Raw genomic sequence first — 26,619 nt, forward strand, 5'->3', positions numbered from 1 at the left:
GCGCCCGTCAGCCGACGACCCGACCGCGCAGCACCACCAGGCGCGGCGCCGTCAGCACCCGGACGTCGGCCCGCGGGTCGGCCTCGTAGACGACCAGGTCCGCGGGGACGCCCTCGGTGAGCCCCGGGCGGCCGAGCCACTCCCGGGCGCCCCAGGTCGTCGCGGAGAGCGCGGCCTCGACCGGCAGTCCGGCCTTCATCAGCTCCGCGACCTCGTCGGCGACCAGGCCGTGCGGCAGCGAGCCGCCGGCGTCGGTGCCGGCGTAGATCGGGACGCCGGCGTCGTAGGCGGCCCGCACGGTGTCGTAGCGGCGGGCGTGCAGTCGGCGCATGTGGTCGGCCCAGCGGGGGAACTTCGCCTCGCCGCCGGCCGCGAGGTCCGGGAAGGTCGCGATGTTGACCAGCGTGGGGACGATGGCGACCTGGCGCTCGGCGAAGAGCGGGATGGTGTCCTCGGTCAGCCCGGTGGCGTGCTCGATGCAGTCGATGCCGGCCTCGACCAGCGGGGCGAGGGACTCCTCGGCGAAGCAGTGCGCGGTGACCCGGGCGCCGAGCCGGTGCGCCTCGGCGATGGCGGCGGCCACCTCGCCGGGCGGCCAGCACGCGGCCAGGTCGCCCACCGAGCGGTCGATCCAGTCGCCGACCAGCTTGACCCAGCCGTCGCCGCGCCGGGCCTCCCGGGCGACGTAGGCGACCAGGTCGTCCGGCTCGATCTCGTGCGCGTAGTTGCGGATGTAGCGCCGGGTGCGGGCGATGTGCCGGCCGGCGCGGATGATCCGCGGCAGGTCGGCGCGGTCGTCGACCCAGCGGGTGTCCGAGGGCGACCCGGCGTCCCGGATGAGGAGAGTGCCGGCGTCACGGTCGGTGAGCGCCTGCTTCTCGCTGGTGGCGTCGTCCACCGGCCCGTGCGCGTCCAACCCGACGTGGCAGTGGGCGTCGACCAGGCCCGGCAGCACCCAGCCGGTCACCGTCCTGGCATCGCGTGCCAGGGCGGGCCGCTCGAAGGTGACGCGGCCGTCGACCACCCACAGCTCGTCGCGGACGTCGTGCGGGCCGACGAGGACCCTCCCCTTGAGGTGCAGCACCGCACCCTCGTTCATGGACGTCATGCCCGCACTGTATGCGCGCGGCACAGGCAACGGCCACGGTGCGCCGAAGTACCCCCGCGCATGCCCCCGCGAACGCTTTTCGAAAACCCCGCGGTATCCGACGGGTCGCGTTAACGACGCTTGTGTCTTGCCGGGACGCAGGCCCTGTGGCGCCTTCCCGAGCAGCTTTTCATGAACTGCCCGCGGAACCTTCCGCCGGCAAATTCCCAATTCTCAAGAAGCACAGCTTCCCGTATTCGTATGCCCGCTTTCCCGCACCTCAAACGCCAAGATTTCGCTAGCGTCAAGTCTCATTATTCAGGCACTTCAGGCGAGCGTTATTGACCTGTGACCGACTACACACCGTGCCCGTTTCGCTCCAAATGTCCGTGACGAATCGTGACATCTTGCGGCCGAGTCGCGCGCTCGCGCGCCCCCGCGTGATAACACAAAACCGCTTCTCGCGTAACCCGGACCCGCGATGCAATTTGCTTTTCGCCTGGGTAAATTCAATTGCATGACCGCCGCACAAGCAGCCCATGCAGGTGCCCGAAGCGAAATCGCAGAAATACCGGAGGGCTTCAAGCTCGACTCCCCCCGGGTGGAGGACGGGTCCGCGATCTGGCGGATCGCCCGCGACTCGAAGGCGCTGGACCTGAACTCCTCCTACAGCTACCTCCTGTGGTGCCGCGACTTCGCCGCCACCTCCGTCGTCGCCCGCGACGCGGAGGGTGAGCCGGCCGCGTTCATCACCGGCTACCTGCGCCCTGACCGCCCCGACACCCTCGTCGTCTGGCAGGTGGCCGTCGACGCGGCGCATCGTGGACGCGGCCTGGCCGCCGCCCTGTTGGACGGGCTGACCACCCGTGCCATCGATGACATGGGCGTTCGGCGCGTGGAGACGACCATCACGCCTGACAACGCGGCCTCCAACCGGCTGTTCGCGTCCTTCGCCGAGCGGCACGCAGTGCCGGTCAGGCGCGAGGCGCTCTTCGACGCGGCGCTCTTCCCCGACCAGGGGCATGAGCCGGAGGTCCTGCACCGCATCGGCCCGTTCGAGGTGCCGCCCGGCACCGGCCACTGAGCCGGGCCGCGCGCGCGGCGCCCCACCCCCAGACTTCTCTCCTCCCGCACTCATCTCCCTGGAGCATGTTGTGACCATCACCCAGCCCGATCTGAGCGTCTTCGAGACCGTCGAGTCGGAGGTGCGCAGCTACTGCCGTGGCTGGCCCACCATCTTCGACCGCGCGCAGGGCAGCCACCTGACCGACGAGGACGGCCACACCTACCTGGACTTCTTCGCCGGCGCCGGCTCGCTCAACTACGGGCACAACAACCCGGTGCTCAAACGCGCCCTGATCGACTACATCGAACGGGACGGCATCACCCACGGCCTGGACATGTCCACCACGGCCAAGCGGGCGTTCCTGGAGTCGTTCCAGAACATCATCCTGCGCCCGCGCGACCTGCCCTACAAGGTCATGTTCCCGGGCCCGACGGGCGCCAACTCCGTTGAGGCCGCGCTGAAGTTGGCCCGCAAGGTCAAGGGCCGGGAGTCGATCGTCTCCTTCACCAACGCCTTCCACGGCATGTCGCTGGGCGCGCTCGCGGTGACCGGCAACTCGATGAAGCGGGCCGGCGCCGGCATCCCGCTGGTGCACGGCACCCCGATGCCGTTCGACAACTACCTCGACGGCCAGGTCCCGGACTTCCTGTGGTTCGAGCGGCTGTTGGAGGACCAGGGCTCCGGCCTGAACAAGCCCGCGGCGGTCATCGTCGAGACCGTCCAGGGTGAGGGCGGCATCAACGTCGCCCGCGCCGACTGGCTGCGGGAGCTGGCCGCGCTGTGCGAGCGCCAGGACATGCTGCTGATCGTCGACGACATCCAGATGGGCTGCGGGCGCACGGGCGCCTTCTTCTCCTTCGAGGAGGCGGGCATCGTGCCGGACATCGTCACCGTCTCCAAGTCCATCAGCGGGTACGGGCTGCCGATGGCGCTCACCCTGTTCAAGCCGGAGTTGGACATCTGGGAGCCGGGCGAGCACAACGGCACCTTCCGCGGCAACAACCCGGCCTTCGTCACCGCCGCCGCCACCCTGGACACGTACTGGGCCGACGGCCAGATGGAGAAGCAGACCCTGGCCCGCGGCGAGCTGGTCGAGTCGCACCTGAAGGCCATCGTCGACGAGCACCCGGACGTCTTCGTCGAGTACCGCGGCCGCGGTCTGGTGTGGGGTATGGAGACCGTCGACAAGGACCTCGCCAACAAGATCGCCAAGCGCGCCTTCGAGCTGGGTCTGCTGATCGAGACCTCCGGCCCGCAGAGCGAGGTCGTCAAACTGCTGCCGGCGCTGACGACCACCCCCGAGGAGCTGGACGAGGGGCTGCGGACCCTCGCCCGCGCGGTCCGTGACTGCGCCTGACGCTCCCGCGTCCGACGTCCTCACCGTTCCACAGAAAGGCACTCAAGACACCATGATCGTCCGCTCGTTCAAGGACATCGAAGGCACCGACCGGCACGTCAAGGCCAAGACCGGCACGTGGGAGAGCAAGCGCATCGTGCTGGCCAAGGAGCGGGTCGGCTTCTCGCTCCACGAGACGATCCTCTACGCCGGCACCGAGACCTCCATGTGGTACGCCAACCACATCGAGGCCGTGGTCTGCGTCGAGGGCGTGGCCGAGCTGACCAACGACGAGACCGGCGAGAAGCACCTCATCACGCCCGGCGTGATGTACCTGCTGAACGGGCACGAGAAGCACACCATGCGGATCAAGGAGGACTTCCGCTGCCTGTGCGTCTTCAACCCGCCGGTCACCGGCCGCGAGGACCACGACGAGAACGGCGTCTACCCGCTGCTCACCGAGCCCGAGCCCGAGGCCGGTTGAGGTAGGGCGGTCGAACCGCCGCGCGTCACCGCGAGCCGCCAGACATTCCGTACGAGAGGAGAGGAAGGCACCACCATGACCACCGCACCCGAGCGCACCGCCGACCTGTACCCGACCCGTGGGACCTTGGAGGTCATCACCCCGCGGCGGGACCCGGTGGTGTGGTCGCAGCCCGGCGCGGAGGGACCCTTCGCCGCGTCCGAACTGGGCGACTTCGACCGGGACGGGTTCTTCGCCATCCCGGAGCTGCTCGCCCCGGACGAGGTCGCGGTCTACCGGGCCGAGTTGGACCGGCTGGTGCACGACCCGGTGACCCGGGCCGATCCGCGCTCGATCGTCGAACCGACGTCGCAGGACGTCCGCTCGGTCTTCGAAGTGCACCGGATCAGCGAGGTGTTCGCGAAGCTGGTCGCCGATCCGCGCGTGGTCGGCCGGGCCCGGCAGCTCCTCGGCTCGGACGTCTACGTCCACCAGTCGCGGATCAACGTCAAGCCCGGTTTCGGTGCCTCCGGCTTCTACTGGCACTCGGACTTCGAGACCTGGCACGCGGAGGACGGGCTGCCCCACATGCGTACGGTGTCGGTCTCGATCGCGCTGACCGAGAACTACGACACCAACGGCGGCCTGATGATCATGCCCGGGTCGCACCGCTCCTTCATCGGGTGCGAGGGTGCCACCCCGAAGGACAACTACAAGAAGTCGCTGCAGATGCAGGACGCCGGCACGCCGTCCGACGAGGCGCTGACGAAGCTGGCGGACGAGTACGGCATCCGCCTGTTCACCGGCAGGGCCGGCTCGGCGACCTGGTTCGACTGCAACGCCATGCACGGCTCCGGCGACAACATCACGCCGTACCCGCGCAGCAACGTCTTCATCGTCTTCAACAGCGTGGAGAACGCCGCGGTGGAGCCGTTCGCGGCCCCGGTCCGGCGCCCGGAGTTCATCGGGGCGCGGGACTTCACGCCGGTGCGCTAGCGCCCGCGCCGGTCGGCGCATGACGTCCCGCGGCCGCCGGGCCGCACCCCTGGTGGTGCGGTGCGGCGGCCGCCGCGCTCTTCCGTGCCGGACGGGCCACACCCCGACCTGACGCTACGTCAGTTGACCACCAGGGTCGGGTAGTCGAGTCCGCATGGCCTGCGGAAACGCCACGGCACCGCCCGGAGCCGGAGTTCGCGCCCGCCGCGCCGTCACTCCGTCAGCAGCTCCAGCGCCCGCGCCACGTCGTCGGTCGAGTTGTAGAGGTGGAACGCGGCCCGCAGCAGCCCGCCGCGGACCGAGACCCGCACCCCGGCCCGGGCCAGCCGCGGTTCGGCGTCGGCCAGTCCCGGGGTGGAGACGATCGCCGACCCGGGCGCGGACTCGGGGACGTACCCGGCCGCCCTCAGGCCGGCTCGGTACTGCTCGGCCAGCGCGAGGTTGTGGGCGTGCACGGTCGGCACGCCGATCTCGGCGAGCAGTCCGAGGGAGTGCTCCGCGGCGACGTAGGAGTAGTGGGCGTGCGGCTCGTCGTAGCGGCGGGCGGTGGCCGCGGGCCGGTCGACCACCCCGTAGTTGGACTCCCCCGGGTCCTCCCCGGCGGCCCATCCCGCGTGCACCGGCACCGGCCAGCCCGGGCCGCCGAGCTCCCCGCGCTCCCCGCCGAAGACCATGAACGTCGTCCCGCGCGGGCACAGCAACCACTTGAACGCCCCGCACACCACGTAGTCGAAGTCGGCGAGCGGCAGCGGCAGCCAGCCCGCGGCCTGGGTGATGTCGAGGTAGGTCCGCGCCCCGTGCGCCCGGGCGGCCTCCCGCACCGCGGCCAGATCGGCCAGCCGGCCGTCGAGGGCGTGCACCGCGCTCACCGCTACCAGCGCCGTCCCCGGCCGCACCGCGTCGACCAGCGCCTCCCGCGGCACCATCCGCACCGTGCAGCCGGACCGCGCCGCCAACGGGTTCACCAACGAGCTGAAGTCCCCCTCGGCGACCAGCACTTCGGCGCCCTCGGGCAGCGAGGCGGCGACGAACGCGGACTGCACCGCGACCGAACTCCCCAGCGCCACCCGCTCCTCGGGCACCCCCATCAGCCGGGCGAAGGCCGCCCGCGCCCGGGCCGCCGGCCCGAAGTAGTCGCGCCCCATCGTCCCGTGCGAGGCCGACTCGGTCAGCGCGGCGCGGATCGCGGCGGCGCTCCGGGCGGGCAGCAGCCCGCTGGACGCCGAGTTCAGATAGACCGTCCCGGGCGCGAACTCGCCCTCGCCCAGTGCCACATGTCGCTGCATGGGCCCCACTCTGCTCGGTGATCGGCCCGGCGTCCACGGGACATCCGGCTGCCGGGCCGACCCTGGCCGGTTCGGGCTCGTTCAGCCCTGCGGGACCGCGCAGCCGTCGTCGCCGCAGGTGTCCGCGTCGTCGGCGGCCAGAACCTGGACGGCGCCGTCGGCGTGGGCGCGCTCCAGGGCCTGCCGGAAGACGTCGACGGGCTGGGCGCCGGAGACGCCGTAGCGGCGGTCGATCACGAAGAAGGGGACGCCGGTGGCGCCGAGCTCGGCGGCGGCCCGCTCGTCGGCGCGGACGTCCTCGGCGTACGCCTCGGAGTCGGCCAGCACCCGCGCGACCTCCTCGGACGGCAGCCCGGCCGCCTCGGCGAGGTCGGTCAGGACGGCCGGGTCGGCGAGGTGGCGGGCCTCGGCGAAGTTGGCGCGGTAGAGCGCGGTGAGCAGGGCGTCCTGGACGCCGTGCGCCTTGGCCAGGTGGAGCAGGCGGTGCAGGTCGAAGGTGTTGCCGTGGATCCGGTCGGACCGGTACCCGAGCCCCTCGCCGGCGGCCGCCTCGGCGACCCGGGCCTCCATCGCCTCCGCCTGGGCGCGGCTGACGCCGTACTTCGTGGCGAGCATGTCGAGGACCGGGACGTCGGTGGCCGGCGGCGCGGCCGGGTCCAGCTCGAAGGAGCGGTGCACCACCTCGACGTCCGCCCGGTGGGCGAACGCCGCCAGGCCGGCCTCGAAGCGGGCCTTGCCGATGTAGCACCAGGGGCAGGCGATGTCCGACCAGATTTCGACGCGCATGGGTCTTGCTTGCTTTCCTCGGGAACGTCCCGACCGGGGCCGGCCGGGGGTACGGACGGGTGCAACAGCGGGGTGGGCGGCGTTATTCCGGCCGGCCCGGACTGCCGGGCCGGGGTGCGCCCGGTTCCAGCGGTACCGTCCCGATATGGGCATGCCATCACCCCACCACACCGACGGTTTCTGGGAGACGACCGGGGCCGCCAAGACCTTCACGCACCCGCTGGACGCGAGGCTGCTGGCCGAGTTCGTGCCGCGCAGCGCGCGGGTGCTGGACTTCGGCTGCGGCTACGGGCGGCTGACCGCGGAGCTGGCCGGGCTCGGGTACCGCGCGGTGCGCGGGGTGGACCGGTCCGCGGCGCTGGTGGCGCGGGGGCGGCGGGAGCATCCGGAGCTGGCGCTGCTGCGCTGGGCCGGGTTGCCGCTGCCGTTCGGTGACCGCAGCTTCGACGCGGCGCTGCTGTTCACGGTGCTGACCTGCGTGCCGGACGACGACGGGCAGCGGGCCATCGTCGGGGAGCTGGCGCGGCTGGTGCGTCCGGGCGGGGTGCTGTACCTCAGCGACGTGCCGGTGCAGGACGACCCGTTCCACCGCGCGCAGTACCGGCGGTGCGCGCAGCGGTACGGGACCTACGGGGTCTTCGACACCGACGACGGCGGGGTGTTCCGGCACCATCCGCCGCAGTGGCTGCGGGAGTTGCTGCGGGCGGCGGGCTTCGCGGTGCTGCGGGAGCTGCGGGGCACCGCGCCGACGATGGGCGGCCGGTCCGCCGAGCGGTTGCAGATCATGGCCCGGCGGGAGCCCGGCGGGGCGGCGGGACCAGCGGCAGGGTGAGCGAGAGGTGGCTGGCGTCGGGGGCGGGGCGGCGGTCGGGGTCGGGGCGCCAGCCGAGGCGGGTGTAGAAGGCGCGGGCGCGGTGGTTGTGCCAGAGCACGTCGAGGGCGGCCCGGGAGAAGCCGGCGGCGCGCCAGGCGTGCAGGCAGGCCGCGTGCAGGGCGCGGCCCACGCCGGTGCCCCAGTGGGCCGGGTCGACGTGCAGTTGGTGGAGGGTGACGGTGGCGGGGCCGGTGCGTCGGGGGTCCCGGCGCACCGGTGCGGCGTCGGGGACGTAGGAGGCGGCGCCGACGACGCGGTCGCGGCGGACCGCGCAGAGGGTCGGACTGTCCTCGCGGTGCAGCACGCGGGACCAGACCTCGCGCCAACGGGCGTGCTCGGCGGGGGCGTCGAACGGCGCGTCCGGCACCCGGCCGCGGACGTAGGCGGCGCGGGCGGCGGTGTGCAGGGCGGCGATCGGCTCCAGGTCGGCGGCGGTGGCGGGGCGGACCTGCGGGGCGGTGGGGGTCATCGGCCGGTCCGTGCCCCTGCCACGCGGCCGCCGGGGCGGTCGTCGCCCGGGTGCTCGGGCCGGTCGTCGACGCGGCGCGGCAGTCGCAGCGGGTTCTCCTCCAGCAGTTCGGGCGGGAGCAGGGCGGGCGGGGTGTCCTGGTAGGCGACCGGGCGCAGCCAGCGCTCGACGGCGGTGGCGCCGACGGAGGTGGCGGTGGAGGTGGTGGCCGGGTAGGGGCCGCCGTGGTGCTGGGCGGGGGCGACCGCGACGCCGGTGGGCCAGCCGTTGACCACGACCCGGCCGGCGAGCGGGGTGACCGCCGCGAGCAGCCGGGCGCCGCGGCCCTCGGGGTCGGTGCCGGCGCTCTCCGCGTCGGCGAGTTGGAGGGTGGCGGAGAGGCTGCCGGGTACCCGGGCGAGCACCGCGCCGGCCTCGTCCTCGTCGGCGCAGCGGACCACGACGGTGACCGGGCCGAAGCACTCCTCCAGGAGCAGGTCGTGCGGCCCGTCGGCGGTGAGCCGGTCGGCGGGGACGGTGAGCACGGCCGCGTCGACGGTGGACCCGTCCCCCTCCGGGACGGGCGCCAACGCCGCCTGCACGCCGGGGAGTTGGGCGCGCTCGCGGACGCCGGCGAGGAAGGCGTCGCGCATCCGGCGGTCGAGCATCACGCCCGGCCCGGTGGCGCCGGCGGCGGCGGTGAGGGCCGCCAGCAGCCGGTCGCCGGCCGGGCCCCCGGGCAGCAGGACCAGTCCCGGCTTGACGCAGAACTGGCCGGTGCCCAGGGTCATCGAGCCGGCCAGCCCGGCGCCGATCTCCTCGGCCCGCTCGGCGGCCGCGGCCCCGGTGACCACCACGGGGTTGAGGCTGCCCAGTTCACCGTGGAACGGGATGGGGCGCGGGCGGGCCGCGGCCGCGTCGTGCAGGGCCCGGCCCCCGCGGACCGAGCCGGTGAAGCCGGCGGCGGCGACCAGCGGATGGCGGACCAGGTCCAGGCCGGCCTGGAAGCCGTGCACCAGGCGCACGGTGTCCGCCGGCAGACCGGTGTCGGTGGCGGCCCGGCGCAGCAGCGCGGCGCACCGCTCGGAGGTGGCCGGGTGGTCCGGGTGCGCCTTGACGACGACCGGGCAGCCGGCCGCGAGGGCGCTGGCGGTGTCGCCGCCGGGGACGGAGAAGGCGAGCGGGAAGTTGCTGGCGGCGTAGACCGCGACCACGCCCAGCGGGATCTTGTAGCGGCGCAGGTCGGGGCGGGGCGGGGTGAGGTCCGGGGCCGGGTGGTCGATCCGGACGTCGAGGAAGGCGCCCTCGTCGACGAGGTCCGCGAAGCTGCGCAACTGGTAGGCGGTGCGGGCGAGTTCGCCGGTGAGGCGGGGCGCGCCGAGCGCGGTCTCGGCGTCGGCGGTGGCCACGACGCCGTCGGCGTCGGCCTCCAGGAGGGCGGCGGCGCGGCGCAGCAGGGCGGCCCGTCGGCCGCGGTCGGCGAGCGGGCCGCGGGCGGCGTGCGCGGCGCGGACCGCGGCGTCCACCGCGTCGGCGGTGGCCTCCGCCCCAACCCGCTCCCGGCGCTTCCCGGTTCGGGGGTCGACGCTCCAGACTGGTGCTGCCTCCGGTGCTGCCTCAGCTGTCACCGTGCGTTCCTTCCGGGCGAGTTCGGGCCGCGCGAAACCTTGCCGCACACGGGACGGCGTTCTATATGCTGAACGATGTCCCAGATGATGAATCTCTGGGACTCTATGGCCGTCCGAACTGAGGGGTCAAGGGCGATGACAGTTGCCGAGACCGGAGGAGCACAGGTCAAGTCCGCGGTGCGCACGGTGGAGTTGCTGGAGTTCTTCGCGGGCCGCCCCGGCATGCACAGCCTCGCCTCCGTCCAAGAGGCCGTCGGCTACCCCAAGTCCAGCCTCTACATGCTGCTGCGCACCCTGGTCGACCTCGGCTGGGTGGAGACCGACGCCACCGGCACCCGCTACGGCATCGGCGTCCGCGCCCTGCTGGTCGGCACCTCGTACATCGACGGCGACGAGGTGGTGGCCGCCGCCCGCCCCACCCTGGACCGGCTCTCCGACGACACCACCGAGACCATCCACCTCGCCCGGCTCGACGGGGTCAACGTGGTCTACCTCGCCACCCGCCAGTCGCAGCACTACCTGCGCCCGTTCACCCGGGTCGGCCGCCGGCTGCCCGCGCACTCCACGTCGCTGGGCAAGGCGCTGCTGGCCACCCACACCGACGACCAGGTACGGGCGATGCTGCCGCCCACCCTGCCCGCGCTGACCGAGCACACCCGCACCGACCGCGAGCAGCTGATCGAGGAGCTGCACGCGGTCCGCGAGCAGGGCTTCGCGGTGGACCGCGAGGAGAACACCCTCGGCCTGCGCTGCTTCGGCGTGGCCATCCCCTACCGCACCCCGGCCCGGGACGCGATCAGCTGCTCGGTGCCGGTCGCCCGGCTGACCCCCGCCCACGAACAGACCATCAAGGACGCACTGTTCGACGCCCGGGACCGGCTGACGCTGGCCACCCGCCGGCTGTGAGCCGTCCCGGCGGCGCCGACGGCCACCGGGCGGACTCGCTCACCCGTTCACCGTAGGCCAACAGGACCGACCGGCCCCCGAGGGCTTATCTCGTGGGAGGAGGCGCGGAACTCATCGACTTCCCCAGTGGCGCACCCTGTGTCACGTCCGCGCTTCGCGGAGGTCGTTCCCATGCGTTCCACCCGACTGTTCACCGGCGCCGCGCTGTCCGCCGCCACGCTCGGCCTGGCCACCACCGCCGCGTACGCCGGCGACTTCGGCACCATCGAGGTCTCCCCGGGCACGGCCGCGGCCGGCTCGGTGGTCTCCCTCTCCACCACGGGATGCGGGGCCAGCCGCTCGGCGAGCGTGGACGCCGCCGCCCTGGGGGGCGGCACGGTCACCTTCGCCCCGGGCACCGCCAAGAACTCCCTGGAAGGGAAGGTCACGGTCAAACCCGGTACCAAGCCCGGCACTTACGGGGTCGGCGGGAAGTGCGCCGACGGCAAGCAGATCACCGGCACCGTCAAGATCGGCGACGCGTCCGCCGACCCCAGCATGAGCCCCAGCGGCATGGCGCACCCCAGCGGAAGCCCGAGCATGCCCGCCAAGGAGAAGTCCGGCCCGAAGACGCCGGGCAAGGAGCACCCGCCGGCCGGGCATGGTGGCGCCGGTGCCACCATGCCGCCCAAGGGCAAGATGAAGACCGGTGAGGGCTCCACCAGCGAGGACGGCGTCAGCACCACCGAGATCGCGGCGGGCGCCGGGGTGGCGCTGGTCGCGGCCGCCGGCGCCGTCTGGCTGGTCCGCCGCCGGACCGGCGGCCGGTACTGACGCAGGCCCCGCTCCCGACCGGCCGTGCCCCCCAAGCGCCCCGCTGCGCCCGGTCCCCCGCCGCCGTCCCCCGGCGGCGGGCGGCCGGGTCGGCGCGGCCGGGCGGGCGCGGCCCGGCCGCGTCGGGCGGCGCTGGCCGGCGGGCTGGCGGCCGTCGTCATCGCGCTCGCCGGCGGCGCCGGGGCCTGGCTGATCGCCGACGGCAGCCGGGACACCGCGCCGCCCCAGCCGCCCGCCGCCCAGGGGTTCACCGGCCGGACGCCGGACGCCGCCCCGACCGCGCGCCCGGCCGCGCCGCCCCTCCCGGCGGCCGAGCCGCTGCGGGTGGCGGTCCCCTCGCTGCGCATCGACGCCCCGCTGACCCGCCTGGGGCTGGCCGCGGACGGCAGCCTCGCCCCGCCGCCGGAGGGCGAGCGCAACCTGGCGGGCTGGTACGCCGAGGGCACCCCGCCGGGCGCCACCGGGACCGCGCTGATCGCCGGCCACGTCGACAACCGCGCCGGCCCCGCGGTCTTCTACCGCCTGGGCGCCCTGAAGAAGGGCCACACCGTGCGGATCCTGCGCGCGGACGGCCGCACCGCCGTCTTCACCGTCGACGCGGTGGAGGTCTACGACGGCCGGCACTTCCCCGACGAGCGGGTCTACGGCGAGGCTCACCGGCCCGAACTCCGGCTGATCACCTGCGGCGGCGGTTTCAGCCGGCGGCGGCAGGAGTACCTGGGGAACGTCGTGGTCTTCGCCCACCTGACGGGAAGTCAGGCGGGCGGGACGGAGTCCGCGCCGCTGCCCTGGGCGCGGCCGCCGACCGACCGGTTCAGCGCCCGCAGCGCGCCGCGCACCGCCGCCAGGTCCGCCGCGCCGGCCAACCCCGCGTGGTAGAGCCGCAGTTCGTCGGCGCCGAGCGCGGCGGCGTGCGCCGCGTCGGCGGCCAGCGTGCCGGGGCTGCCGCCCATCCCGGCGACCACGCCGAGGTTGGCGGCCACCGTCGCGCCCGCGGGGCGCCGGGCGAACGGGCCCAGCACCGCGGCCCGTTCGGCGGCGCCGCCGGTGCAGGGCACCACCACCCCGTCCGCGGACGCCCAGACCACCGCCGGGTCCACCCCGGGGTTGGGCCCGCACCGGTGCGGGGCGGGGTCGGCGTGCAGCAGCACCCGGAAACCGTCCGGTGCGGCGGCGCGCACGGCGCCCACCACCGCGCCCCGCAGCTCCCCCGCCGCCCGGTCCCGCCAGGCCCGCACGGCGCCCGCGAGGTCCTGGCCCAACAGCTCCTCGACGGCGGCCCACTCCCCCGCCCGGCCCTCGCCGTCCGGCGCCGCCGCGCCGTCCCACACCGGCGCCAGCGCCCGTCGCACCGCGGCCGCCACCTCGCCCCGCGCCAGGCCGAGTTCGGCGTACCCGCCCTCGCAGACCGGACAGCAGCAGACCGACATCAGATACTCCGCGGCACCGCCCAGCCGGACGCCGGCCAGCTTGTCGTGGCCGTGCAGATGCGCCAGCCCGTACCACCCGCAGGACTCCAGCTCCGTGCCGCGGGCGCCGGGCCGGGCGGCCGCCTCGGCGGCGAGGCGGACGAGGTAGTCGCGCACCTCGGGGTGGGCGATGCAGGGCGCCCACGGGTACCGGTCGCCGTGGGCGTTGCGGACGACGGCGGCCGGATGGTCCGCGCCCAGGCGGGAGTTGTGGGCCAGCACCACCCAGCTGTGCACCTCCAGGCCGGCTGCGGCCAGGGCCCGCGCGGCGGTGCCGAAGGGATCCGGGTCGGCGACCCAGTCCTGGGCGTAGGGGCGCAGGGCGCGGCCGGCCCAGCGGTCCGGGTCGGGCGGGTAGAGGACCGCGGAGTGCCGGGCGGTGACGATGCGGTGGCGGGGGTGGCGGGGGGTGAGGGCGCGGGTGGAGTGGTAGGCGGCGGCCAACGTGACCTGCTGGACACCCAGTTCGGCGAGCCGGTCGGGGGCGTCGGGATCGCCGACCACGTCCCAGGGGTAGAGGAAGGCGGCGGCCCGCATCAGGCGCCGCTCCCGGGCGCGGCCGCGACCAGTGCCAGCCCCCGGTCGAGGAGGCGGGCCAACTGCTCGACGTGCGCGGGCCCGGGGTCGGACAGCGGCGGCCGCACCCCGCCGACGGACGGCCCGCCGCGCAGCCGCACACCCGCCTTGACCAGCGAGACGGCGTATCCACTGCCCTGGTTGCGGAGCTCCACCAGCGGCCGGTAGAAGCCGTCCAACAGCCGGGCGACGGTGGCGTCGTCGCCGTCGTTCAGCGCCCGGTGGAAGGCGAGCGCGATCTCGGGGGCGAAGGCGAAGACGGCGGAGGAGTAGAGGCGGACGCCCAGGCCGCGGTAGGCGGGGCCGGTGAGCTCGGCGGTGGGCAGGCCGTTGAAGTAGCGGAACGGCCGGTCCGGGGCGGCGGTGCGGACCGCGCTGATGACGCGCTGGAGCAGGTCCAGGTCGCCCAGGCCGTCCTTGAGGCCGATGATGCCGGGGGTCCGGGCCAGGGCGGCGACGGTGTCCGGGGCGAAGACGGCGTTGTCGCGCTGGTAGACGATGACCGGGAGCGGGGTGGCGGCGGCGAGCGCGGCGTAGTGGCGGAGCAGGCCGGCCTGGTCGGCCCGGACGAGGTAGGGCGGCATGGCCAGCAGCCCGTCGGCTCCGGCGGCGTGCGCCAGGCCCGCGAACTGGGCGGCGAGCGCGGTGCCGTAGCCGGTGCCGGCGAGCACCGGGAGCCGGCCGGCCGCCTCGTCCACCGCGGCGGCGACGCAGGCGGCGTACTCGTCGGGGGCGAGCGCGTGGAACTCGCCGGTGCCGCAGCAGGCGAAGACGGCGCCCGCGCCGGCCGCGACGCCGGCGCGCACATGGGCCCGGAAGGCGTCCAGGTCCAGCGCGCCGTCGGGGTCGTAGGCGGTCACGGGGAAGAACAGCAGCCCGTCGAGGCGGTCGGTGAGCGGGCGGCGGCTCCCAGCGGCGGCTGGGGGAGGGTGTGCGGTCACGGGGTCTCCCTGGCGTACGCGGGGGCGTGCTCATATACGTTCATGACCGATGTCCATATTTCTGAACGGCGTCACGGTATTGCAGCCGTCCCGGACGGGTCAAGGGTGCCCGCACCACGCCAACACCGCGCCGCACAAGCCGATTTGGGCGCGGCGTCAAGCGGCTTGACCGGCCAGGATCGACATCCCTAGCGTGTCCATCCATCTGAACCGGATCGTGCCCACGGCCCCCGCCGCCCAGCCGGAGGAGTACCGCCCATGACCGCACCCCGCACCGTCCTGCTGACCGGCGCCGCCGGCGGCGTCGGCACCCTGATGCGCGCGCTGCTGCCGCCCTACGGCCACCGGCTGCGGCTCTTCGACCGGCTCCCGATCGAGGGCGAACCGGACGCCGTCACCGCGGAGTTGGCGGACGCCGAGGCGCTGCGCGCGGCGGTCCGCGGGGTCGACGCGATCGTCCACCTCGCCGGCATCTCCCTGGAGTCGTCGTTCGAGCGGATCCTGAGCGCCAACATCGAGGGCACCTACCGGCTCTACGAGGCGGCCCGCGAGGCGGGCGTGCGCCGGGTGGTCTTCGCCTCCTCCAACCACGCCGTCGGCTTCGCCCCGCGCCCGCCGGACGGCTCCGCCGCCCTCCCCGTCGACACCCCGCACCGCCCCGACACCTTCTACGGCCTGTCCAAGTGCTTCGGCGAGGACCTCGCCGCCCTCTACTGGGAACGGCACGGCATCGAGACCGTCTCGCTGCGCATCGGCTCCTGCTTCCCGAGGCCGACCACGGTGCGGATGCTCTCCATCTGGCTGAGCCCGGCGGACTGCGCCCGGTTGCTGCACGCCGCGCTCACCGCCGAGGACGTCGGCCACACCGTCGCCTACGCCTCCTCCGCCAACACCCGCCTGTGGTGGGACCTGTCCACCGCCCGCGCCCTGGGCTACGACCCGCAGGACGACTCCGAGCCCTACGCCGCGGAACTGCTCGCCGCCCAAGGCCCGCTCGACCCGGACAACCCCGAACACACCCATCTTGGCGGGGCGTTCTGCACCAACCCTCCCATCTGGCCGCATTAGCTCTCATATTCGGGCGATTCTCCGGCACGCGGAACCTCGCCCCCGTCTCGTCGCGTCCTTGGGGGCACACCGCCTGTCCGGCACCGGTTCGCCGCGTTCCGGCAGGCCAGCACGGAAACGCGGCAACGCGGGAACGAGGTAACACACCATGGGCATCGTCAGTTGGCTCGTACTGGGCCTGATCACCGGCCTGATCGCCAAGGTGCTGCTGCCGGGGCGGGACCCGGGCGGCCTGGTCGGCACCACCCTGATAGGCATCGCCGGCTCCTTCATCGGCGGCTGGCTCTCCACCCGCTTCCTGGACCGCCCGATCCCGCGGGACTTCTACGACCCGTCGATGTGGATCGCCGCGGTGGCCGGCTCCCTGGTCCTGCTGATCGCCTACCGCCTGCTCTTCGGCAGCTCCCGGCGCTGACCCGCCCGGCCACCGGCCGCCGGACGCGGCCGGGCGCCCCACTGGAACTCGCGCACGCCCCCTGATCGTTAGGGCTGTCATGACCGCAATGACTCCTGGCTCGAACCTCCCGCTCAGCGCCGCGCGGGTGGCGGTGACCGTCACCGCCCCCGTGCGGCTGGACGTGTCGGGCCTGCTGCTCACCGCCGGCGGCACGGTGCGCTCCGACGACGACTTCGTCTTCTACAACCAGCCCACCGCGCCCGGTGTGAGCCACCGCGCGGCGGCCGACGGCGACACCATCACGGTGGACACCGCCGCGGTGCCGCCGGACGTCGACAAGGTCGTGGTGACCGCGAGCCTGGACGCGCCCGGCACCACCTTCGCCGGCACCGAACCGACCGGCACGCTCACCGACGTGGACGGCGGCGCGGTGCTGGCCACCTTCACGCCGCCGCGGCTGGGCCCGGAGACGGCGCTGGTGGTCATGGAGCTCTACCGCCGCGGCGGCGGCTGGAAGGTCCGCGCGGTCGGCCAGGGCTACGCCAACGGACTCGCCGGCATCGCCACCGACTTCGGCGTGGACGTCTCCGAACCGGCCGCCCCGCCGGCCCCCGCGCCCCAGGCGCCCGCCGCACCGCCGGCTCCCCCTGCTCCCCCGGCCCCCGTCCCGCCCGGCCAGTGGGCCCCGCCCACCGGTCCCCCGGCGCCGCTCGCCCCGCCGCCGGCCGCCGGCCACCCCGCCGCGCCCGCGCCGCCCGTCACCGGCAAGGTCGACCTCGACAAGGGCCGGGTCAGCCTGCGGAAGAACCAGACCGTCTCGCTGGTCAAGGGCGGCCGCCCGCTGCTCGGCTCGGTCCTGATGGGACTGGGCTGGGAGCCGGCCCGGCGCGCCCGGAGCATCGACCTGGACGCCTCGGTCATCGCCTACGGCCCGGACCGCGGCAAGGTCGACAACTGCTACTTCGGCAAGCTGATGATCCTCGGCGGCGCCGTCCAGCACTCCGGCGACAACCTCACCGGCGACGGCGCCGGCGACGACGAGGCGATCACCGTGCACCTCGGCGGCATCCCCCCGGAGGTCACCGGCCTGGTCTTCACCGTCAACTCCTTCTCCGGCCAGAAGTTCTCCGAGGTCGCCCAGGCGTACTGCCGGCTGGTCGACGCCCAGACCGGCGAGGAGCTGGTCCGCTTCGACCTGACCGGCGCCGAACCGCACACCGGCGTGCTGATGGCCAAGCTGGTCCGGCAGTACTCCGGAGAGTGGGAGATGACCGCGCTCGGCTCGTTCGTCGACGCCCGCACCGTCCGCGGCATGGTCAAGCCCGGGGCCGCCGCGCTGTAGCGGCCGACGGGTGCCGGGTCCCCCGGTGCGAGCACCGGCTCCACCGGAGCGGCCGACGCCGCGCCCCGAGCCCGCTCAGCCCCGCCCCGTGAGGCCGACCACCCGCGCCAACCGCTCGTAGGACTCGCGCAGCGCCGCCCGGTCGTGGGTGCTGGTGGTCACCAGCACCTCGTCCGCCGCGGTGCGCTCGACCAACGCCGCGAGCTCCCGGGCGACCTGCTCCTCCGTGCCGTGGACGTGCCCCCGCAGCGCGTCCTCGTAGAAGCCGCGCTCACGCGCCGACATCCCGTCCCCGGGCGCCGCGCCCCCCACCGGCGCGAGCGGCGGGAACACCCCGTGCGTCCGGGAGTGCGCCAGCGCCCGCGCCTCCGGTATCAGCAGCCGCCGGGCCGCGTCCGGCGTCCCGGCCACCGCCACCGTCCCGGAGATCACCACATACGGCCGCGGCCACAGCGCCGACGGGCGGAACGCCGCGCGGTACTCCCCGACCGCCGCCGACAGCTTCTCCCGGTCGCGGAGGTCGCCGATGACCAGGGCCAGCCCGGCCCGCGCCGCCACCCGCGCGCCGGCGCCGGTCGCCAGCACGAACGCGGGCACCGCCAGCCCCTCGGCGGGCCGGGCGTGCACCTGCGGATGGGCGGTCTGGGTGCCGGTGAAGTACCCCAGCAGCTCGGCCAACCGCCCCTCGAAGCCCTCGGCGGCGTCCTTCTCCGTGCCCAGCGCCCGCCGGATCCCGCCGGTGAAGCCGACCGACCGCCCCAGCCCCATGTCGATCCGCCCCGGGAAGAGCGACTCCAGCACCCCGAACTGCTCGGCGACCACCAGCGGGCGGTGGTTGGGCAGCATCACCCCGCCGGTGCCGACCCGGATCGTCGAGGTCGCCGAGGCCACCGCGGCGGCCAGCACGGTGGGTGCCGAGCCGGCGACCCCGGGGACGCTGTGGTGCTCGGCCACCCAGAACCGGTGGTACCCCAGCCGCTCGGCGTACCGGGCCAGCTCCACGGTGTCCCGCAACGCCGCGGCGGGCGGGTGTCCCTCCCTGGTGCGGGAGCGGTCCAGGATCGAGAATTGTGTCATCCGCATCGTCGAGCTCACCTCTCCTACAACGCCCGCCCGCGCCCAGGATTCCGCCCGCACGCCCCCTCGGCCCCTCCCCCGCGGCTTCACGACGAGGAGCGTCAGATGAACCAGCAGCCGCCCCCGGCCGGCGGTACCGGCCGGCCCGCGCAACCGGACCACCCGGACGGCGCACCCGGACCGGAGCTCCCCGACCGGGTCGCCGCCACCTACGGCGAGGAGGACCTCAGCACCGTCCCCGCGTTCGCCGGCGGCTTCATCAACTTCGGCTACTGGGCCTGGCTGCCGGAGCCCACGGACCGGCCGCTGACCGAGGAGGACCGGATCCGCAGCGAGCAGGACCTCTACCGGCTGGTGCTGGACACCTGCGACCGGCCGCGCGGCCGCACCGCACTGGAGGTCGGCTGCGGGCGCGGCCTGGGCTGCGCGCTGGCGCTGCGGGAGTTCGACTTCGGGTCGGTGATCGGCCTGGACGCCCACCCCGACCAGATCGCCCGCGCCCTGGAGGCCAACGCCGGGCTGCTCGCCGAGGAGGCCGGCCCCCGCCGACTGGAGTTCGTGCTCGGCCCGGCCCAGCGGATGCCGCTGCCGGACGCCTGCACCGACGTCGTCTACTCCGTCGAGGCCGCCCAGCACTTCCGTGACCTGGCCGGCTTCGCCCGGGAGGCGGTGCGGGTGCTGCGCCCGGCGGGGCACTTCGCACTGGCCACGTTCCTCGCCCGGGTCCCGGACGCGGTCCGGGTGCTGCCCCAACTGCTGCCCCCGTACGCCGACGGGCTGGACATGACGCACCTGGTGGACGACGTGGCCGGGACGTTCGCCGCGGCCGGGCTGCGGAACGTCGCGGTGACGCCGATCGGCGACGGGGTCTGGGAGTCCTACGACCGCTACATGGCCGAGCGGCCGGAGCTGCGCGACAAGTGGCCCCGGCAATACCTGACGGCCTACCAAACAGGCTTGCTGGACTACTACTTGATCACCGCGGCGGCCCCGGCCGACTGACCCGTGCCCGGCGTCCCCGTCAGTCGGAGCGCCGCGACCGCGCCTTGAACGCGGCCTTGCGCGCCTCCTTGGCGGCCTTCTTGTCCGGGTGGAGCTGACCCATCGCCTCCAGCACCTCGGCGGTGGCCGGGTGGTCCACCCGCCAGACCTCCTCGAAGAACCCGCTGTGCTGCTCGGTCAACCCCCCGACCAGCTCCGTCAGTTCGGCGGCCGCCTCGTCGTCGGTGGCGCCCAGTTGGGCCGCGATGGTGTCCACCGTCAGCCAGAAGACCATGTCCTGGGACGGCTCGGGGATGCCGGGCAGCCCGCGCTCGGCGAGCCAGACCCGGGCCAGCCCGCCCAGGTGCCGGTCGTCGAGCACCTCGCGCAGCGCCGGCTCGGCCTCCGGGGCGACCAGGGAGAGGGCCTGCTGGGCGGCGAGCCGGCGCAGCGGGCCGCGCTCGTCGTCGCCGCGGGCGGCCGCGAGCAGTTCGCGGGCCGCGTCCAGCGGGGTGCGGGCGGCGAGCCACTGCTCGGCCTCCGTCTGGGCCAGCGATTCGGGGTAGTCCGGCAGCGCCTCCAGCAGGAGGTCGGCGCCCTTGTCGGCGAGGTCCCCGACGGCCGGGGCGTCCACGCCGGCGTCCAGCATCCGGGCGCGGACCGCCCAGACGCCGAGCGGGGTGAGCCGCACCAGGCCGTAGCGGGCGACGTCCTCGTCCTGGAGCGGCTCGGCCGCGGAGACCGTCTCGCCGTCCTCGTCCAGCTCCTCGATGAGCGCCTCGTCGACCGGCCGGTAGGCGACCAGCCCGATCGGCTCCAGCACCCGGAACTGGTCGTCCAGCCGCATCATCGCCGCGGAGACCTCTTCGAGGATCTCGTCGGTGGGCTCGTCCATGTCGTCCGGGACGATCATGGAGGCGGCCAGCGCGGGCAGCGGGACGTCCTGGTCGGGGGCCTCGCCCAGGGCGTTGAGGAGGTAGAGGTTGCCGAGGATGCCGTCCAGCAGCTCGGCCTCCTCCTCCGGGTTCCAGTCGATCGAGTCCAGGTCCAGGTCGCCGCCCTCGGCGAGCTGGTCGGCGAGGTCGGAGAGGTCCGGGGCGACGGCGTCGGCGAGCACGGTCTCCATGCCGCCGAGCCAGATGTCCAGGACGTCCTGGGGGCTGCCGGAGGTGAGCAGGGCCAGTTCCTCGCCCGGGGTGGCGGTGCCGACCGCGGCGTCGTCGGGGAGGTCGTCGGCGTCCGCCTCGTCCTCGTCCTCGTCCTCCTCGATCTCGACCAGTCCGGTGTCCACCGCCAGCTGCCACGCCTCGGCGGTGTAGGCGGGGCCGTCCTCGTCGCCGGCCAGGCCCAGGTGCTCGGTGGCGGCCGCGAGCGACTGCTCCAGGAGCTCGCCGCCGACGCCGACCGGGACGCCGGAACCGGACCAGCGGGCCAGCTTGGCGGCGCGGGCCAACAGCGGGGAGCTCAGCGCGTCGCGGGCCAGCTCCGCTTCGGGGGTCAGCCGCACCGGCGGCATGGTGGGGCGGTCTGCGGACATCTGGCTCAGCTCCTCGGACGGACGTGTCGCTCGTGCGCCGCCCAAGCGTAGACGGAATTCTCCCCATCTCGGGCGGTTCACTTCTCCGTGCACTCCCGTCCACCGGGAGAACCTTGACAACTCCCTTGCGCACAAAAGAGATTGACGCGCGTAGCGAGCGCCGGTCCCGCTCCGCAGCACCTCTCCCACCCCCTTCTCCCGGAGGCATGCATGCCATCCCGTCGCACGCTCCGCAGACCCGCCGTCCTCGGCACGGTGGTCGTCGCGGCCCTCGCCGGTGGACTGCTCGGCGTGCAGTCCGCCTCGGCGGCCGGCACCCGGATCCACGACATACAGGGCAGGACCCGGATATCCCCACTGGCCGGCAAGCAGGTCGACGACGTCCCCGGCACCGTCACCGCGATCCGGTCCTTCGGCTCGTCCCGCGGCTTCTGGGTGCAGGACCCGCACCCGGACGACGACCCGGCGACCAGCGAGGCGCTCTTCGTCTTCACCGGCAAGGAGACGCCCGACGTCGCGGTCGGCGACGCGGTCACCGTCGGCGGCACGGTCAGCGAGTACTACCCCGGCGGCAGGGACGCCGGCGGCCAGTCCGTCACCGAACTCACCGACGCCACCTGGACGGTCAAGGCGAGCGGCCAACCGCTGCCGGCCCCGGTGAAGCTGGACGCGTCCGCGATCCCGGCGGCCTACGCCCCGGGCGCGGGCGGCGGGAGCATCGAGTCCCGCACCCTCCGCCCCGCCGCCTACGCCCTGGACCGGCTGGAGTCCCTGGAGGGCATGCGGGTCTCGGTCGTGAACGCCCCGGTCGTCGGCCCCACCAACACCCACCACGAGCTGTGGGTGACCGCCACCCCCGGCCACCACCGCACCGCCCGCGGCGGCACCCGCTACGGCTCCTACGCCGACCCCAACGGCGGCCGCCTCAAGGTCCAGTCCCTCCTCCCCTTCTCCCAGCGGCCCTTCCCCGCGGCCAACGTCGGCGACCGGCTGACCGGCACCACCACCGGCCCGCTGGACTACGACAACTTCGGCGGCTACACCCTCCAGGCCACCGCGCTGGGCACGTTGGCCGCCCACACCCCGGCGCCCGAGGTCACCCGCAAGCAGACCGCCGACGAGCTGGCGGTGGCCACCTACAACGTCGAGAACCTCGCCCCGGACAACCCGCAGGCCACGTTCGACCGGCTGGCCAGGGGACTGGTGCACCACCTCGCCGCGCCCGACGTCGTCGCCCTGGAGGAGGTCCAGGACGACAGCGGCGCCAAGGACGACGGCACGGTCACCGCCGGGGTCACCCTCAAGAAGCTCACCGACGCCGTCAAGGCGGCCGGCGGCCCGGCGTACGCCTGGCGGTCGATCGACCCGCAGAACGACCAGGACGGCGGCCAGCCCGGCGGCAACATCCGGGTGGCGTTCCTGTTCAACCCGCAGCGGGTGGCGTTCACCGACGTCCAGGGCGGCGACGCGTCCACGCCGGTCAGGGTCGTCGACGACCACGGCCGGGCCGGGCTGTCCGCCTCGCCGGGCCGGATCGCGCCGGCCGACCCGGCGTGGAAGTCCAGCCGCAAGCCGCTGGTCGGCGAGTTCGCGCCGCGGAGCCAGCCCGGCAGCCGGGTCTTCGTGATCGCCAACCACTTCAACTCCAAGGGCGGCGACCAGGGTCTGGACAGCCGCTTCCAGCCGCCGGCGCGGAGCTCGGAGACCCAGCGCACCGCCCAGGCGAGGCTGGTCAACGGCTTCGTCAGGGAGCTGCTGGCCAAGGACCCCAAGGCCGGTGTGGTGGTGGCCGGGGACCTCAACGACTACCAGTTCTCGCCCGCCCTCAAGGCCCTCACCGCCGGCGGCGTCCTCACCGACCAGGTCGACAAACTGCCCGCCGCCGAGCGCTACAGCTACGTCTACCAGGGCAACTCCCAGGTGCTGGACCACCTGCTCACCAGCCGGGCGCTGACCCGCACCGACTACGACATCGTGCACATCAACGCCGAGTACGCGGACCAGGCCAGCGACCACGACCCGCAGGTGCTGCGGATCAGGCCTTGAGCCGGCACCCGAGCCGAGCCCTTCGCCTCACCCGCGGTGATCGCCCGGTCACTCCACCGGCCCACTTCCGAGCGCCGATCGCGCCCGGGGGTGCGGTACTGAGCTGGTAAGCACCCCATTTCGGCGAGACAAAGGGAGTCACGATGCCGAAGTCGCAGAACCGTAAGTCGGGCAAGCAGGACCGGGCCGCCGAGCGGCGCTCCGAGCAGCACCGGCCGCAGTCGGAGGAGTCCGCCGCCGAGCGCACCCAGGACCTGAAGCCGCGGTCGCGCAAGGCTGACTGACGCGGGTAGGGCAGGTCATGCCTGAGCGGCCGTCGCACCGTCGGGGTGCGGCGGCCGCTTCGTCGTGCCGGGCGTCCGCGGACAACGCTCACCAGGAGGCCGGCACCGCCCGGCCCTCGGGCTCCGCCCCGTCCGCCACCGCCGCCCCGCCGTCCGCCCCGGCCGGCACCAGGTCCCGCACCAGCAGGGTGGCCCCGGCCACCGCCCCCGGCGTCAGCACCACCGCCGCGAGCGGGATCAGGAACAGCAGCACCAGCGGCGCCCCGAAGCCGACCGCCAGGCCCCACCGCCCGCGCAGCAGCCGCAGCCGGGCGCGGACCGGGATGTCCCGGCGCTGCATCGCCACCGTGGTCAGCTCGACGGTGAGGAAGAAGCCGGTGACGCAGGTGCCGACGACCGGGACCACGGTCTGCCCGACGACCGGCAGGAAGCCCAGCGCGAAGAACAGCACCCCGAAGGCGGCGGCCCGCAGCAGCACATGGGCCATGTCCCGCAGCGCGATGCCGAGCTCCCGCCACAGCGGGCGGTCCGGGCCGGGCGGGCAGCCGCCCGCGCCCTCCTCGACCCGCTCGGAGAGCGACTCGTAGAAGGGATCGCCGATCAGCAGGGTGACGGCGGTGAACGTCAGCACCGACAGCGCCAGCCCGCCGGCCAGCAGCAGCGCCACGAACAGCCCGCGCAGCAGCCCCTGCCAGGGGGAGCCCCAGCCGTCGGCGAACGGCGTCGCCCAGGCGGCGAGGTCGCCGGACTCCAGGGTCAGCGTGAAGAGCGCCCCGGCGTAGAGCACCAGCGCGATCAGGGCCGGGATCAGCCCGAATCCCCACCACCGGCCGTTCCGGGCGGCCCAGCGCACGCCCCGGCCCAGATACCGCACCCCCGCCACAAGATCACGCATGGCGGCCACCCTACCGGCGCGGGGCGGGAGTTGACCGGTCCGCGACGTACCGCCCGCGGCCGGCCTTGGACGCGCCGGCGCCCCGGGCCGGCGGGGTCGGCCGCCGGCCCGGGGCGCCGAACGCGGGCGCGCCACCGGTCAGTTGTGGCTGTGCAGGATCTCGTTGAGACCGCCCCAGACCGCCTTGTTCGGGCGGGCCTCGACCGTGCCGGTGGTGGAGTTCCGGCGGAAGAGGATGTTGTCGGCGCCGGACAGCTCCAGCGCCTTGACGATCTGGCCGTCGGGCAGGGTGACCCGGGTGCCGGCGGTCACGTACAGGCCGGCCTCGACCACGCACTCGTCGCCGAGCGCGATGCCGATGCCGGACTCGGCGCCGAGCAGGCAGCGCTCGCCGATCGAGATGATCTGCTTGCCGCCGCCGGAGAGGGTGCCCATGGTGGAGGCGCCGCCGCCGATGTCGGAGCCGTCGCCGATCACCACGCCGGCGCTGATCCGGCCCTCGATCATGGAGGTGCCCAGGGTGCCGGCGTTGAAGTTGACGAAGCCCTCGTGCATGACGGTGGTACCGGCGGCGAGGTGGGCGCCCAGCCGCACCCGGTCGGCGTCGGCGATCCGGACGCCGGCGGGCGCCACGTAGTCGGTCATCCGCGGGAACTTGTCGACGCTGGTGACCTGGAGGTGCAGGCCCTCGGCGCGGGCGTTGAGCCGGGCCGTCTCCAGCTGGTCGACCGGCACCGGGCCGAGCGAGGTCCAGGCGACGTTGGCCAGCAGGCCGAAGACGCCCTCCAGGCTCTGGCCGTGCGGCTTGACCAGGCGGTGGCTGAGCAGGTGCAGGCGCAGGTAGGCGTCGTGCGCGTCCAGCGGCTTGTCGTCGAGGGAGGCGATGACCGTGCGGACGGCCACGACCTCCACGCCGCGGACCGGGTCCGGGCCGATCGCCTTGAGGACGGCGGCACCCAGCAGCTCGGTGGCGCGGTCGTCGGCCAGCCGCTCGGTGCCGGCCGGGCCGGGCTCGGCGACGAGCGCGGGCGCGGGGAACCAGGTGTCGAGGACGGTGCCGTCGGCGGCGACGGTGGCGAGGCCGGCGGCGACGGCGCCGGTGGTGCGAGAGGAAGTTGCAGCATCGGTCATGTGGGAAACCTAACCGGAGCCCGCCCGCCGAGGCGAACCGGTCTCATGCGTCGGTCCCGGGGTGCCCGACCGCCCGCCCCCGGGCGTCGGCCCGGCAGCCGCCGCCGGCTCGCTCGCGGCGCCCAGCACGCCGGCCAACCCCTCGCGCACCGTGGTGACTTGGAAGGGCTGGCCGGTGAGCAGGTGCTGGAGCAGCAGCCCGTCGGTGAAGGCCACCACCGCCCGGGCGGTGGCCGTGTCGCCGAGCCGCCGGCCGAGCAGCGCCACCATCTCGTCCAGGCACTCGCCGGCCATCGGCCGCACCGCCTCGTGGCGCAGCGCGGCCAGATACAGCTCGTACTCCAGCTCCACCCGCGCCCGGTCCCCGGCGAGGGTGTCGGCGACCAGCCGGGCCACCTCGTCGGCGAGCGGCACGGTCAGGTCGATCCCCTCCACCCAGCGGGCGAAGTCCGTCAGCCACCAGCCGTTGGCCTGTCGCAACGCGGCGACCAGCAGGTCGTCGAGGGAGGCGAAGTGGTACGTGGTCGAGCCCAGCGGGACGTCCGCGGCGGCGGCCACCGCGCGGTGGCTGAGCCCGGCGATGCCGCGCTCGCCGACCACCTCGATGGCCGCGTCGATGATCCGCTGCCGCCGGTCCGGGTCGTAGCGCCGGGCCATCAGTGCGCCCCTCCGAGGTTGAGCACCACGACCCCGGCGATGACCAGCAGCACCCCCAGGATCTTCACCGGGCTGGTGCTCTCGCCCAGGAACACCATGCCGATCGCGGCGATGATCGCGGTGCCCACCCCGGCCCAGATCGCGTAGGCGGTCCCCATGCTCATCGTCTTGAGCGTCTGGGCGAGCAGCGCGAAGGCGAGCACGTATCCGAGCGCGGTGCCGAGGGAGGGCCACAGCTTGCTGAAGCCCTCGCTGTACTTCATCGATGTGGTCGCGAGGATCTCGGAGAGGATCGCGCCGGCGAGCGTCACATAGGCCATGCGTACGAGCGTACACAACGTTGCGTACGGGCGTACATAACCAGGAAGCGGCTGTGCCCGGCATGCGAAAACGGCCGTGGGCGCCCGGGGGGCCCGCGGGGCCCCCCCCGGGCCCCCCCCCCGGGGGGGGGGGCGGGGGGGGGGGGGGGGGGGGGGGGCCCCGGCGCCCCCCCCCCCCCGCCCGGCGGGCGGGGGGGTTTTGGGGGCCC

At 74.4% G+C, this 26,619-nt stretch carries 26 protein-coding genes and 1 pseudogene; 14 read left to right on the plus strand and 13 right to left on the minus strand.

Annotation, left to right across the window (positions count from 1 at the left end; all coding sequences use genetic code 11):
- Positions 1-7: 7 nt before the first annotated feature.
- Positions 8-1,099 (minus strand): amidohydrolase family protein, encoded by a 1,092-nt coding sequence (locus ACIQU6_RS36180; protein ID WP_403485998.1) that lies wholly within the window; start codon positions 1,097-1,099, stop codon positions 8-10.
- A gap of 505 nt (positions 1,100-1,604) precedes the next feature.
- Between ACIQU6_RS36180 and ectA the strand changes: the two genes are divergently transcribed.
- From ectA to thpD, 4 genes are all read left to right on the plus strand, one after another.
- The gene (ectA, locus tag ACIQU6_RS36185) at positions 1,605-2,171 is read left to right on the plus strand and encodes a diaminobutyrate acetyltransferase (RefSeq protein ID WP_403485977.1); all 567 of its coding nucleotides are present in this window, start codon (positions 1,605-1,607) and stop codon (positions 2,169-2,171) included.
- 70 nt (positions 2,172-2,241) lie between these two features.
- On the plus strand, positions 2,242-3,510 hold the full coding sequence (gene ectB, locus ACIQU6_RS36190; RefSeq protein ID WP_403485978.1) for a diaminobutyrate--2-oxoglutarate transaminase: 1,269 nt from the start codon (positions 2,242-2,244) through the stop codon (positions 3,508-3,510).
- Positions 3,511-3,562: 52 nt separating this feature from the next.
- Positions 3,563-3,973 carry an ectoine synthase gene (locus ACIQU6_RS36195; RefSeq protein ID WP_274916341.1) on the plus strand — a complete coding sequence of 137 codons (411 nt, stop codon included), beginning with the start codon at positions 3,563-3,565 and terminating at the stop codon, positions 3,971-3,973.
- A 75-nt stretch (positions 3,974-4,048) separates the two neighbouring features.
- Complete coding sequence (gene thpD, locus ACIQU6_RS36200) at positions 4,049-4,948, plus strand: ectoine hydroxylase (RefSeq protein ID WP_403485979.1); 900 nt, start codon at positions 4,049-4,051, stop codon at positions 4,946-4,948.
- A gap of 212 nt (positions 4,949-5,160) precedes the next feature.
- Here thpD and ACIQU6_RS36205 read toward each other — a convergent pair whose 3' ends face one another.
- On the minus strand, positions 5,161-6,234 hold the full coding sequence (locus tag ACIQU6_RS36205) for an aminotransferase class V-fold PLP-dependent enzyme (protein WP_403485980.1): 1,074 nt from the start codon (positions 6,232-6,234) through the stop codon (positions 5,161-5,163).
- Between the two features lie 81 nt (positions 6,235-6,315).
- Entirely contained in the window at positions 6,316-7,020 is a 705-nt protein-coding gene (locus tag ACIQU6_RS36210; RefSeq protein WP_403485981.1) for a DsbA family oxidoreductase, read from the minus strand.
- 145 nt (positions 7,021-7,165) lie between these two features.
- On the opposite strand from ACIQU6_RS36210, the gene ACIQU6_RS36215 reads away from it, so the two are divergent.
- Positions 7,166-7,852: a class I SAM-dependent methyltransferase gene (locus ACIQU6_RS36215; RefSeq protein WP_403485982.1), complete on the plus strand. Its 687-nt coding sequence runs from the start codon at positions 7,166-7,168 to the stop codon at positions 7,850-7,852.
- On the opposite strand, the gene ACIQU6_RS36220 is transcribed toward ACIQU6_RS36215, so the two are convergent.
- Both ACIQU6_RS36220 and ACIQU6_RS36225 read right to left on the minus strand, forming a co-directional pair.
- On the minus strand, positions 7,803-8,363 hold the full coding sequence (locus ACIQU6_RS36220) for a GNAT family N-acetyltransferase (protein ID WP_403485983.1): 561 nt from the start codon (positions 8,361-8,363) through the stop codon (positions 7,803-7,805). The two genes, ACIQU6_RS36215 and ACIQU6_RS36220, sit on opposite strands and share 50 nt — an antisense overlap.
- Entirely contained in the window at positions 8,360-9,970 is a 1,611-nt protein-coding gene (locus ACIQU6_RS36225; RefSeq protein WP_403485984.1) for an aldehyde dehydrogenase (NADP(+)), read from the minus strand. The genes ACIQU6_RS36220 and ACIQU6_RS36225 overlap by 4 nt, the downstream gene beginning before the upstream one ends.
- Positions 9,971-10,105: 135 nt before the next feature.
- Here ACIQU6_RS36225 and ACIQU6_RS36230 point away from each other — a divergent pair, with 135 nt between their 5' ends.
- From ACIQU6_RS36230 to ACIQU6_RS36240, 3 genes and pseudogenes are all read left to right on the plus strand, one after another.
- Positions 10,106-10,876, plus strand: coding sequence for an IclR family transcriptional regulator (locus tag ACIQU6_RS36230; RefSeq protein ID WP_403485985.1), 771 nt, complete (start codon positions 10,106-10,108; stop codon positions 10,874-10,876).
- A 171-nt stretch (positions 10,877-11,047) separates the two neighbouring features.
- Positions 11,048-11,689, plus strand: a complete 642-nt coding sequence (locus ACIQU6_RS36235) for a hypothetical protein (RefSeq protein ID WP_403485986.1) — start codon at positions 11,048-11,050, stop codon at positions 11,687-11,689.
- A 132-nt stretch (positions 11,690-11,821) separates the two neighbouring features.
- A pseudogene (locus ACIQU6_RS36240) lies at positions 11,822-12,448 on the plus strand (class F sortase); the annotation flags it as partial.
- Here ACIQU6_RS36240 and ACIQU6_RS36245 read toward each other — a convergent pair.
- Together ACIQU6_RS36245 and ACIQU6_RS36250 are read right to left on the minus strand one after the other, a co-directional pair.
- Positions 12,445-13,695 (minus strand): hypothetical protein, encoded by a 1,251-nt coding sequence (locus ACIQU6_RS36245; RefSeq protein ID WP_403485987.1) that lies wholly within the window; start codon positions 13,693-13,695, stop codon positions 12,445-12,447. The pseudogene ACIQU6_RS36240 and the gene ACIQU6_RS36245 sit on opposite strands and share 4 nt — an antisense overlap.
- Positions 13,695-14,675, minus strand: coding sequence for a 5-dehydro-4-deoxyglucarate dehydratase (locus ACIQU6_RS36250; RefSeq protein WP_403485988.1), 981 nt, complete (start codon positions 14,673-14,675; stop codon positions 13,695-13,697). Before ACIQU6_RS36250 ends, ACIQU6_RS36245 begins: the two co-directional genes overlap by 1 nt.
- Positions 14,676-14,933: 258 nt before the next feature.
- Between ACIQU6_RS36250 and ACIQU6_RS36255 the strand changes: the two genes are divergently transcribed.
- The 3 genes from ACIQU6_RS36255 to ACIQU6_RS36265 all read left to right on the plus strand — a co-directional run bounded on the left by ACIQU6_RS36255 (position 14,934) and on the right by ACIQU6_RS36265 (position 17,482).
- Positions 14,934-15,743, plus strand: a complete 810-nt coding sequence (locus tag ACIQU6_RS36255) for an NAD-dependent epimerase/dehydratase family protein (protein ID WP_403485989.1) — start codon at positions 14,934-14,936, stop codon at positions 15,741-15,743.
- Positions 15,744-15,891: 148 nt separating this feature from the next.
- Complete coding sequence (locus ACIQU6_RS36260; RefSeq protein ID WP_274916327.1) at positions 15,892-16,158, plus strand: GlsB/YeaQ/YmgE family stress response membrane protein; 267 nt, start codon at positions 15,892-15,894, stop codon at positions 16,156-16,158.
- An 88-nt stretch (positions 16,159-16,246) separates the two neighbouring features.
- Positions 16,247-17,482 (plus strand): TerD family protein, encoded by a 1,236-nt coding sequence (locus ACIQU6_RS36265; RefSeq protein WP_403485990.1) that lies wholly within the window; start codon positions 16,247-16,249, stop codon positions 17,480-17,482.
- A gap of 75 nt (positions 17,483-17,557) precedes the next feature.
- Here ACIQU6_RS36265 and ACIQU6_RS36270 read toward each other — a convergent pair whose 3' ends face one another.
- A complete protein-coding gene (locus ACIQU6_RS36270; RefSeq protein WP_403485991.1) occupies positions 17,558-18,565 on the minus strand; it encodes an MsnO8 family LLM class oxidoreductase in 1,008 nt (335 codons plus the stop codon).
- A gap of 99 nt (positions 18,566-18,664) precedes the next feature.
- Between ACIQU6_RS36270 and ACIQU6_RS36275 the strand changes: the two genes are divergently transcribed.
- On the plus strand, positions 18,665-19,561 hold the full coding sequence (locus ACIQU6_RS36275) for a class I SAM-dependent methyltransferase (protein ID WP_403485992.1): 897 nt from the start codon (positions 18,665-18,667) through the stop codon (positions 19,559-19,561).
- A gap of 19 nt (positions 19,562-19,580) precedes the next feature.
- On the opposite strand, the gene ACIQU6_RS36280 is transcribed toward ACIQU6_RS36275, so the two are convergent.
- Positions 19,581-21,077 carry a hypothetical protein gene (locus ACIQU6_RS36280; RefSeq protein WP_403485993.1) on the minus strand — a complete coding sequence of 499 codons (1,497 nt, stop codon included), beginning with the start codon at positions 21,075-21,077 and terminating at the stop codon, positions 19,581-19,583.
- Positions 21,078-21,287: 210 nt separating this feature from the next.
- On the opposite strand from ACIQU6_RS36280, the gene ACIQU6_RS36285 reads away from it, so the two are divergent.
- Together ACIQU6_RS36285 and ACIQU6_RS36290 are read left to right on the plus strand one after the other, a co-directional pair.
- Positions 21,288-23,123 carry an endonuclease/exonuclease/phosphatase family protein gene (locus tag ACIQU6_RS36285; protein ID WP_403485994.1) on the plus strand — a complete coding sequence of 612 codons (1,836 nt, stop codon included), beginning with the start codon at positions 21,288-21,290 and terminating at the stop codon, positions 23,121-23,123.
- Between the two features lie 143 nt (positions 23,124-23,266).
- On the plus strand, positions 23,267-23,407 hold the full coding sequence (locus ACIQU6_RS36290; RefSeq protein ID WP_199836196.1) for a hypothetical protein: 141 nt from the start codon (positions 23,267-23,269) through the stop codon (positions 23,405-23,407).
- Positions 23,408-23,495: 88 nt separating this feature from the next.
- On the opposite strand, the gene ACIQU6_RS36295 is transcribed toward ACIQU6_RS36290, so the two are convergent.
- The 4 genes from ACIQU6_RS36295 to ACIQU6_RS36310 all read right to left on the minus strand — a co-directional run bounded on the left by ACIQU6_RS36295 (position 23,496) and on the right by ACIQU6_RS36310 (position 26,410).
- A complete protein-coding gene (locus ACIQU6_RS36295) occupies positions 23,496-24,302 on the minus strand; it encodes an EI24 domain-containing protein (protein WP_403485995.1) in 807 nt (268 codons plus the stop codon).
- A 138-nt stretch (positions 24,303-24,440) separates the two neighbouring features.
- On the minus strand, positions 24,441-25,433 hold the full coding sequence (gene dapD / locus ACIQU6_RS36300) for a 2,3,4,5-tetrahydropyridine-2,6-dicarboxylate N-succinyltransferase (RefSeq protein ID WP_403485996.1): 993 nt from the start codon (positions 25,431-25,433) through the stop codon (positions 24,441-24,443).
- 9 nt (positions 25,434-25,442) lie between these two features.
- Complete coding sequence (locus ACIQU6_RS36305) at positions 25,443-26,090, minus strand: TetR/AcrR family transcriptional regulator (protein WP_403485997.1); 648 nt, start codon at positions 26,088-26,090, stop codon at positions 25,443-25,445.
- The gene (locus ACIQU6_RS36310) at positions 26,090-26,410 is read right to left on the minus strand and encodes a DMT family transporter (protein WP_383407308.1); all 321 of its coding nucleotides are present in this window, start codon (positions 26,408-26,410) and stop codon (positions 26,090-26,092) included. The genes ACIQU6_RS36305 and ACIQU6_RS36310 overlap by 1 nt, the downstream gene beginning before the upstream one ends.
- Positions 26,411-26,619 lie beyond the last annotated feature (209 nt).

Source organism: Streptomyces sp. NPDC090442, from assembly GCF_044769405.1.
Classification (GTDB): domain Bacteria; phylum Actinomycetota; class Actinomycetes; order Streptomycetales; family Streptomycetaceae; genus Streptomyces.

Coding starts and splice junctions, on each gene's coding strand:
- ACIQU6_RS36305 (WP_403485997.1), bottom strand. CDS start 26,090: ATGGCCCGGCGCTACGACCCGGACCGGCGGCAGCGGATCATCGACGCG.
- ACIQU6_RS36210 (WP_403485981.1), bottom strand. CDS start 7,020: ATGCGCGTCGAAATCTGGTCGGACATCGCCTGCCCCTGGTGCTACATC.
- ACIQU6_RS36290 (WP_199836196.1), top strand. CDS start 23,267: ATGCCGAAGTCGCAGAACCGTAAGTCGGGCAAGCAGGACCGGGCCGCC.
- ACIQU6_RS36180 (WP_403485998.1), bottom strand. CDS start 1,099: ATGAACGAGGGTGCGGTGCTGCACCTCAAGGGGAGGGTCCTCGTCGGC.
- ACIQU6_RS36255 (WP_403485989.1), top strand. CDS start 14,934: ATGACCGCACCCCGCACCGTCCTGCTGACCGGCGCCGCCGGCGGCGTC.
- ACIQU6_RS36245 (WP_403485987.1), bottom strand. CDS start 13,695: ATGCGGGCCGCCGCCTTCCTCTACCCCTGGGACGTGGTCGGCGATCCC.
- ACIQU6_RS36215 (WP_403485982.1), top strand. CDS start 7,166: ATGGGCATGCCATCACCCCACCACACCGACGGTTTCTGGGAGACGACC.
- ACIQU6_RS36280 (WP_403485993.1), bottom strand. CDS start 21,077: ATGTCCGCAGACCGCCCCACCATGCCGCCGGTGCGGCTGACCCCCGAA.
- ectA (WP_403485977.1), top strand. CDS start 1,605: ATGACCGCCGCACAAGCAGCCCATGCAGGTGCCCGAAGCGAAATCGCA.
- thpD (WP_403485979.1), top strand. CDS start 4,049: ATGACCACCGCACCCGAGCGCACCGCCGACCTGTACCCGACCCGTGGG.
- ACIQU6_RS36295 (WP_403485995.1), bottom strand. CDS start 24,302: ATGCGTGATCTTGTGGCGGGGGTGCGGTATCTGGGCCGGGGCGTGCGC.
- ACIQU6_RS36270 (WP_403485991.1), bottom strand. CDS start 18,565: ATGCGGATGACACAATTCTCGATCCTGGACCGCTCCCGCACCAGGGAG.
- ACIQU6_RS36275 (WP_403485992.1), top strand. CDS start 18,665: ATGAACCAGCAGCCGCCCCCGGCCGGCGGTACCGGCCGGCCCGCGCAA.
- ACIQU6_RS36265 (WP_403485990.1), top strand. CDS start 16,247: ATGACTCCTGGCTCGAACCTCCCGCTCAGCGCCGCGCGGGTGGCGGTG.
- ACIQU6_RS36230 (WP_403485985.1), top strand. CDS start 10,106: ATGACAGTTGCCGAGACCGGAGGAGCACAGGTCAAGTCCGCGGTGCGC.
- ACIQU6_RS36285 (WP_403485994.1), top strand. CDS start 21,288: ATGCCATCCCGTCGCACGCTCCGCAGACCCGCCGTCCTCGGCACGGTG.
- ACIQU6_RS36195 (WP_274916341.1), top strand. CDS start 3,563: ATGATCGTCCGCTCGTTCAAGGACATCGAAGGCACCGACCGGCACGTC.
- ACIQU6_RS36220 (WP_403485983.1), bottom strand. CDS start 8,363: ATGACCCCCACCGCCCCGCAGGTCCGCCCCGCCACCGCCGCCGACCTG.
- ACIQU6_RS36205 (WP_403485980.1), bottom strand. CDS start 6,234: ATGCAGCGACATGTGGCACTGGGCGAGGGCGAGTTCGCGCCCGGGACG.
- dapD (WP_403485996.1), bottom strand. CDS start 25,433: ATGACCGATGCTGCAACTTCCTCTCGCACCACCGGCGCCGTCGCCGCC.
- ACIQU6_RS36235 (WP_403485986.1), top strand. CDS start 11,048: ATGCGTTCCACCCGACTGTTCACCGGCGCCGCGCTGTCCGCCGCCACG.
- ACIQU6_RS36260 (WP_274916327.1), top strand. CDS start 15,892: ATGGGCATCGTCAGTTGGCTCGTACTGGGCCTGATCACCGGCCTGATC.
- ACIQU6_RS36310 (WP_383407308.1), bottom strand. CDS start 26,410: ATGGCCTATGTGACGCTCGCCGGCGCGATCCTCTCCGAGATCCTCGCG.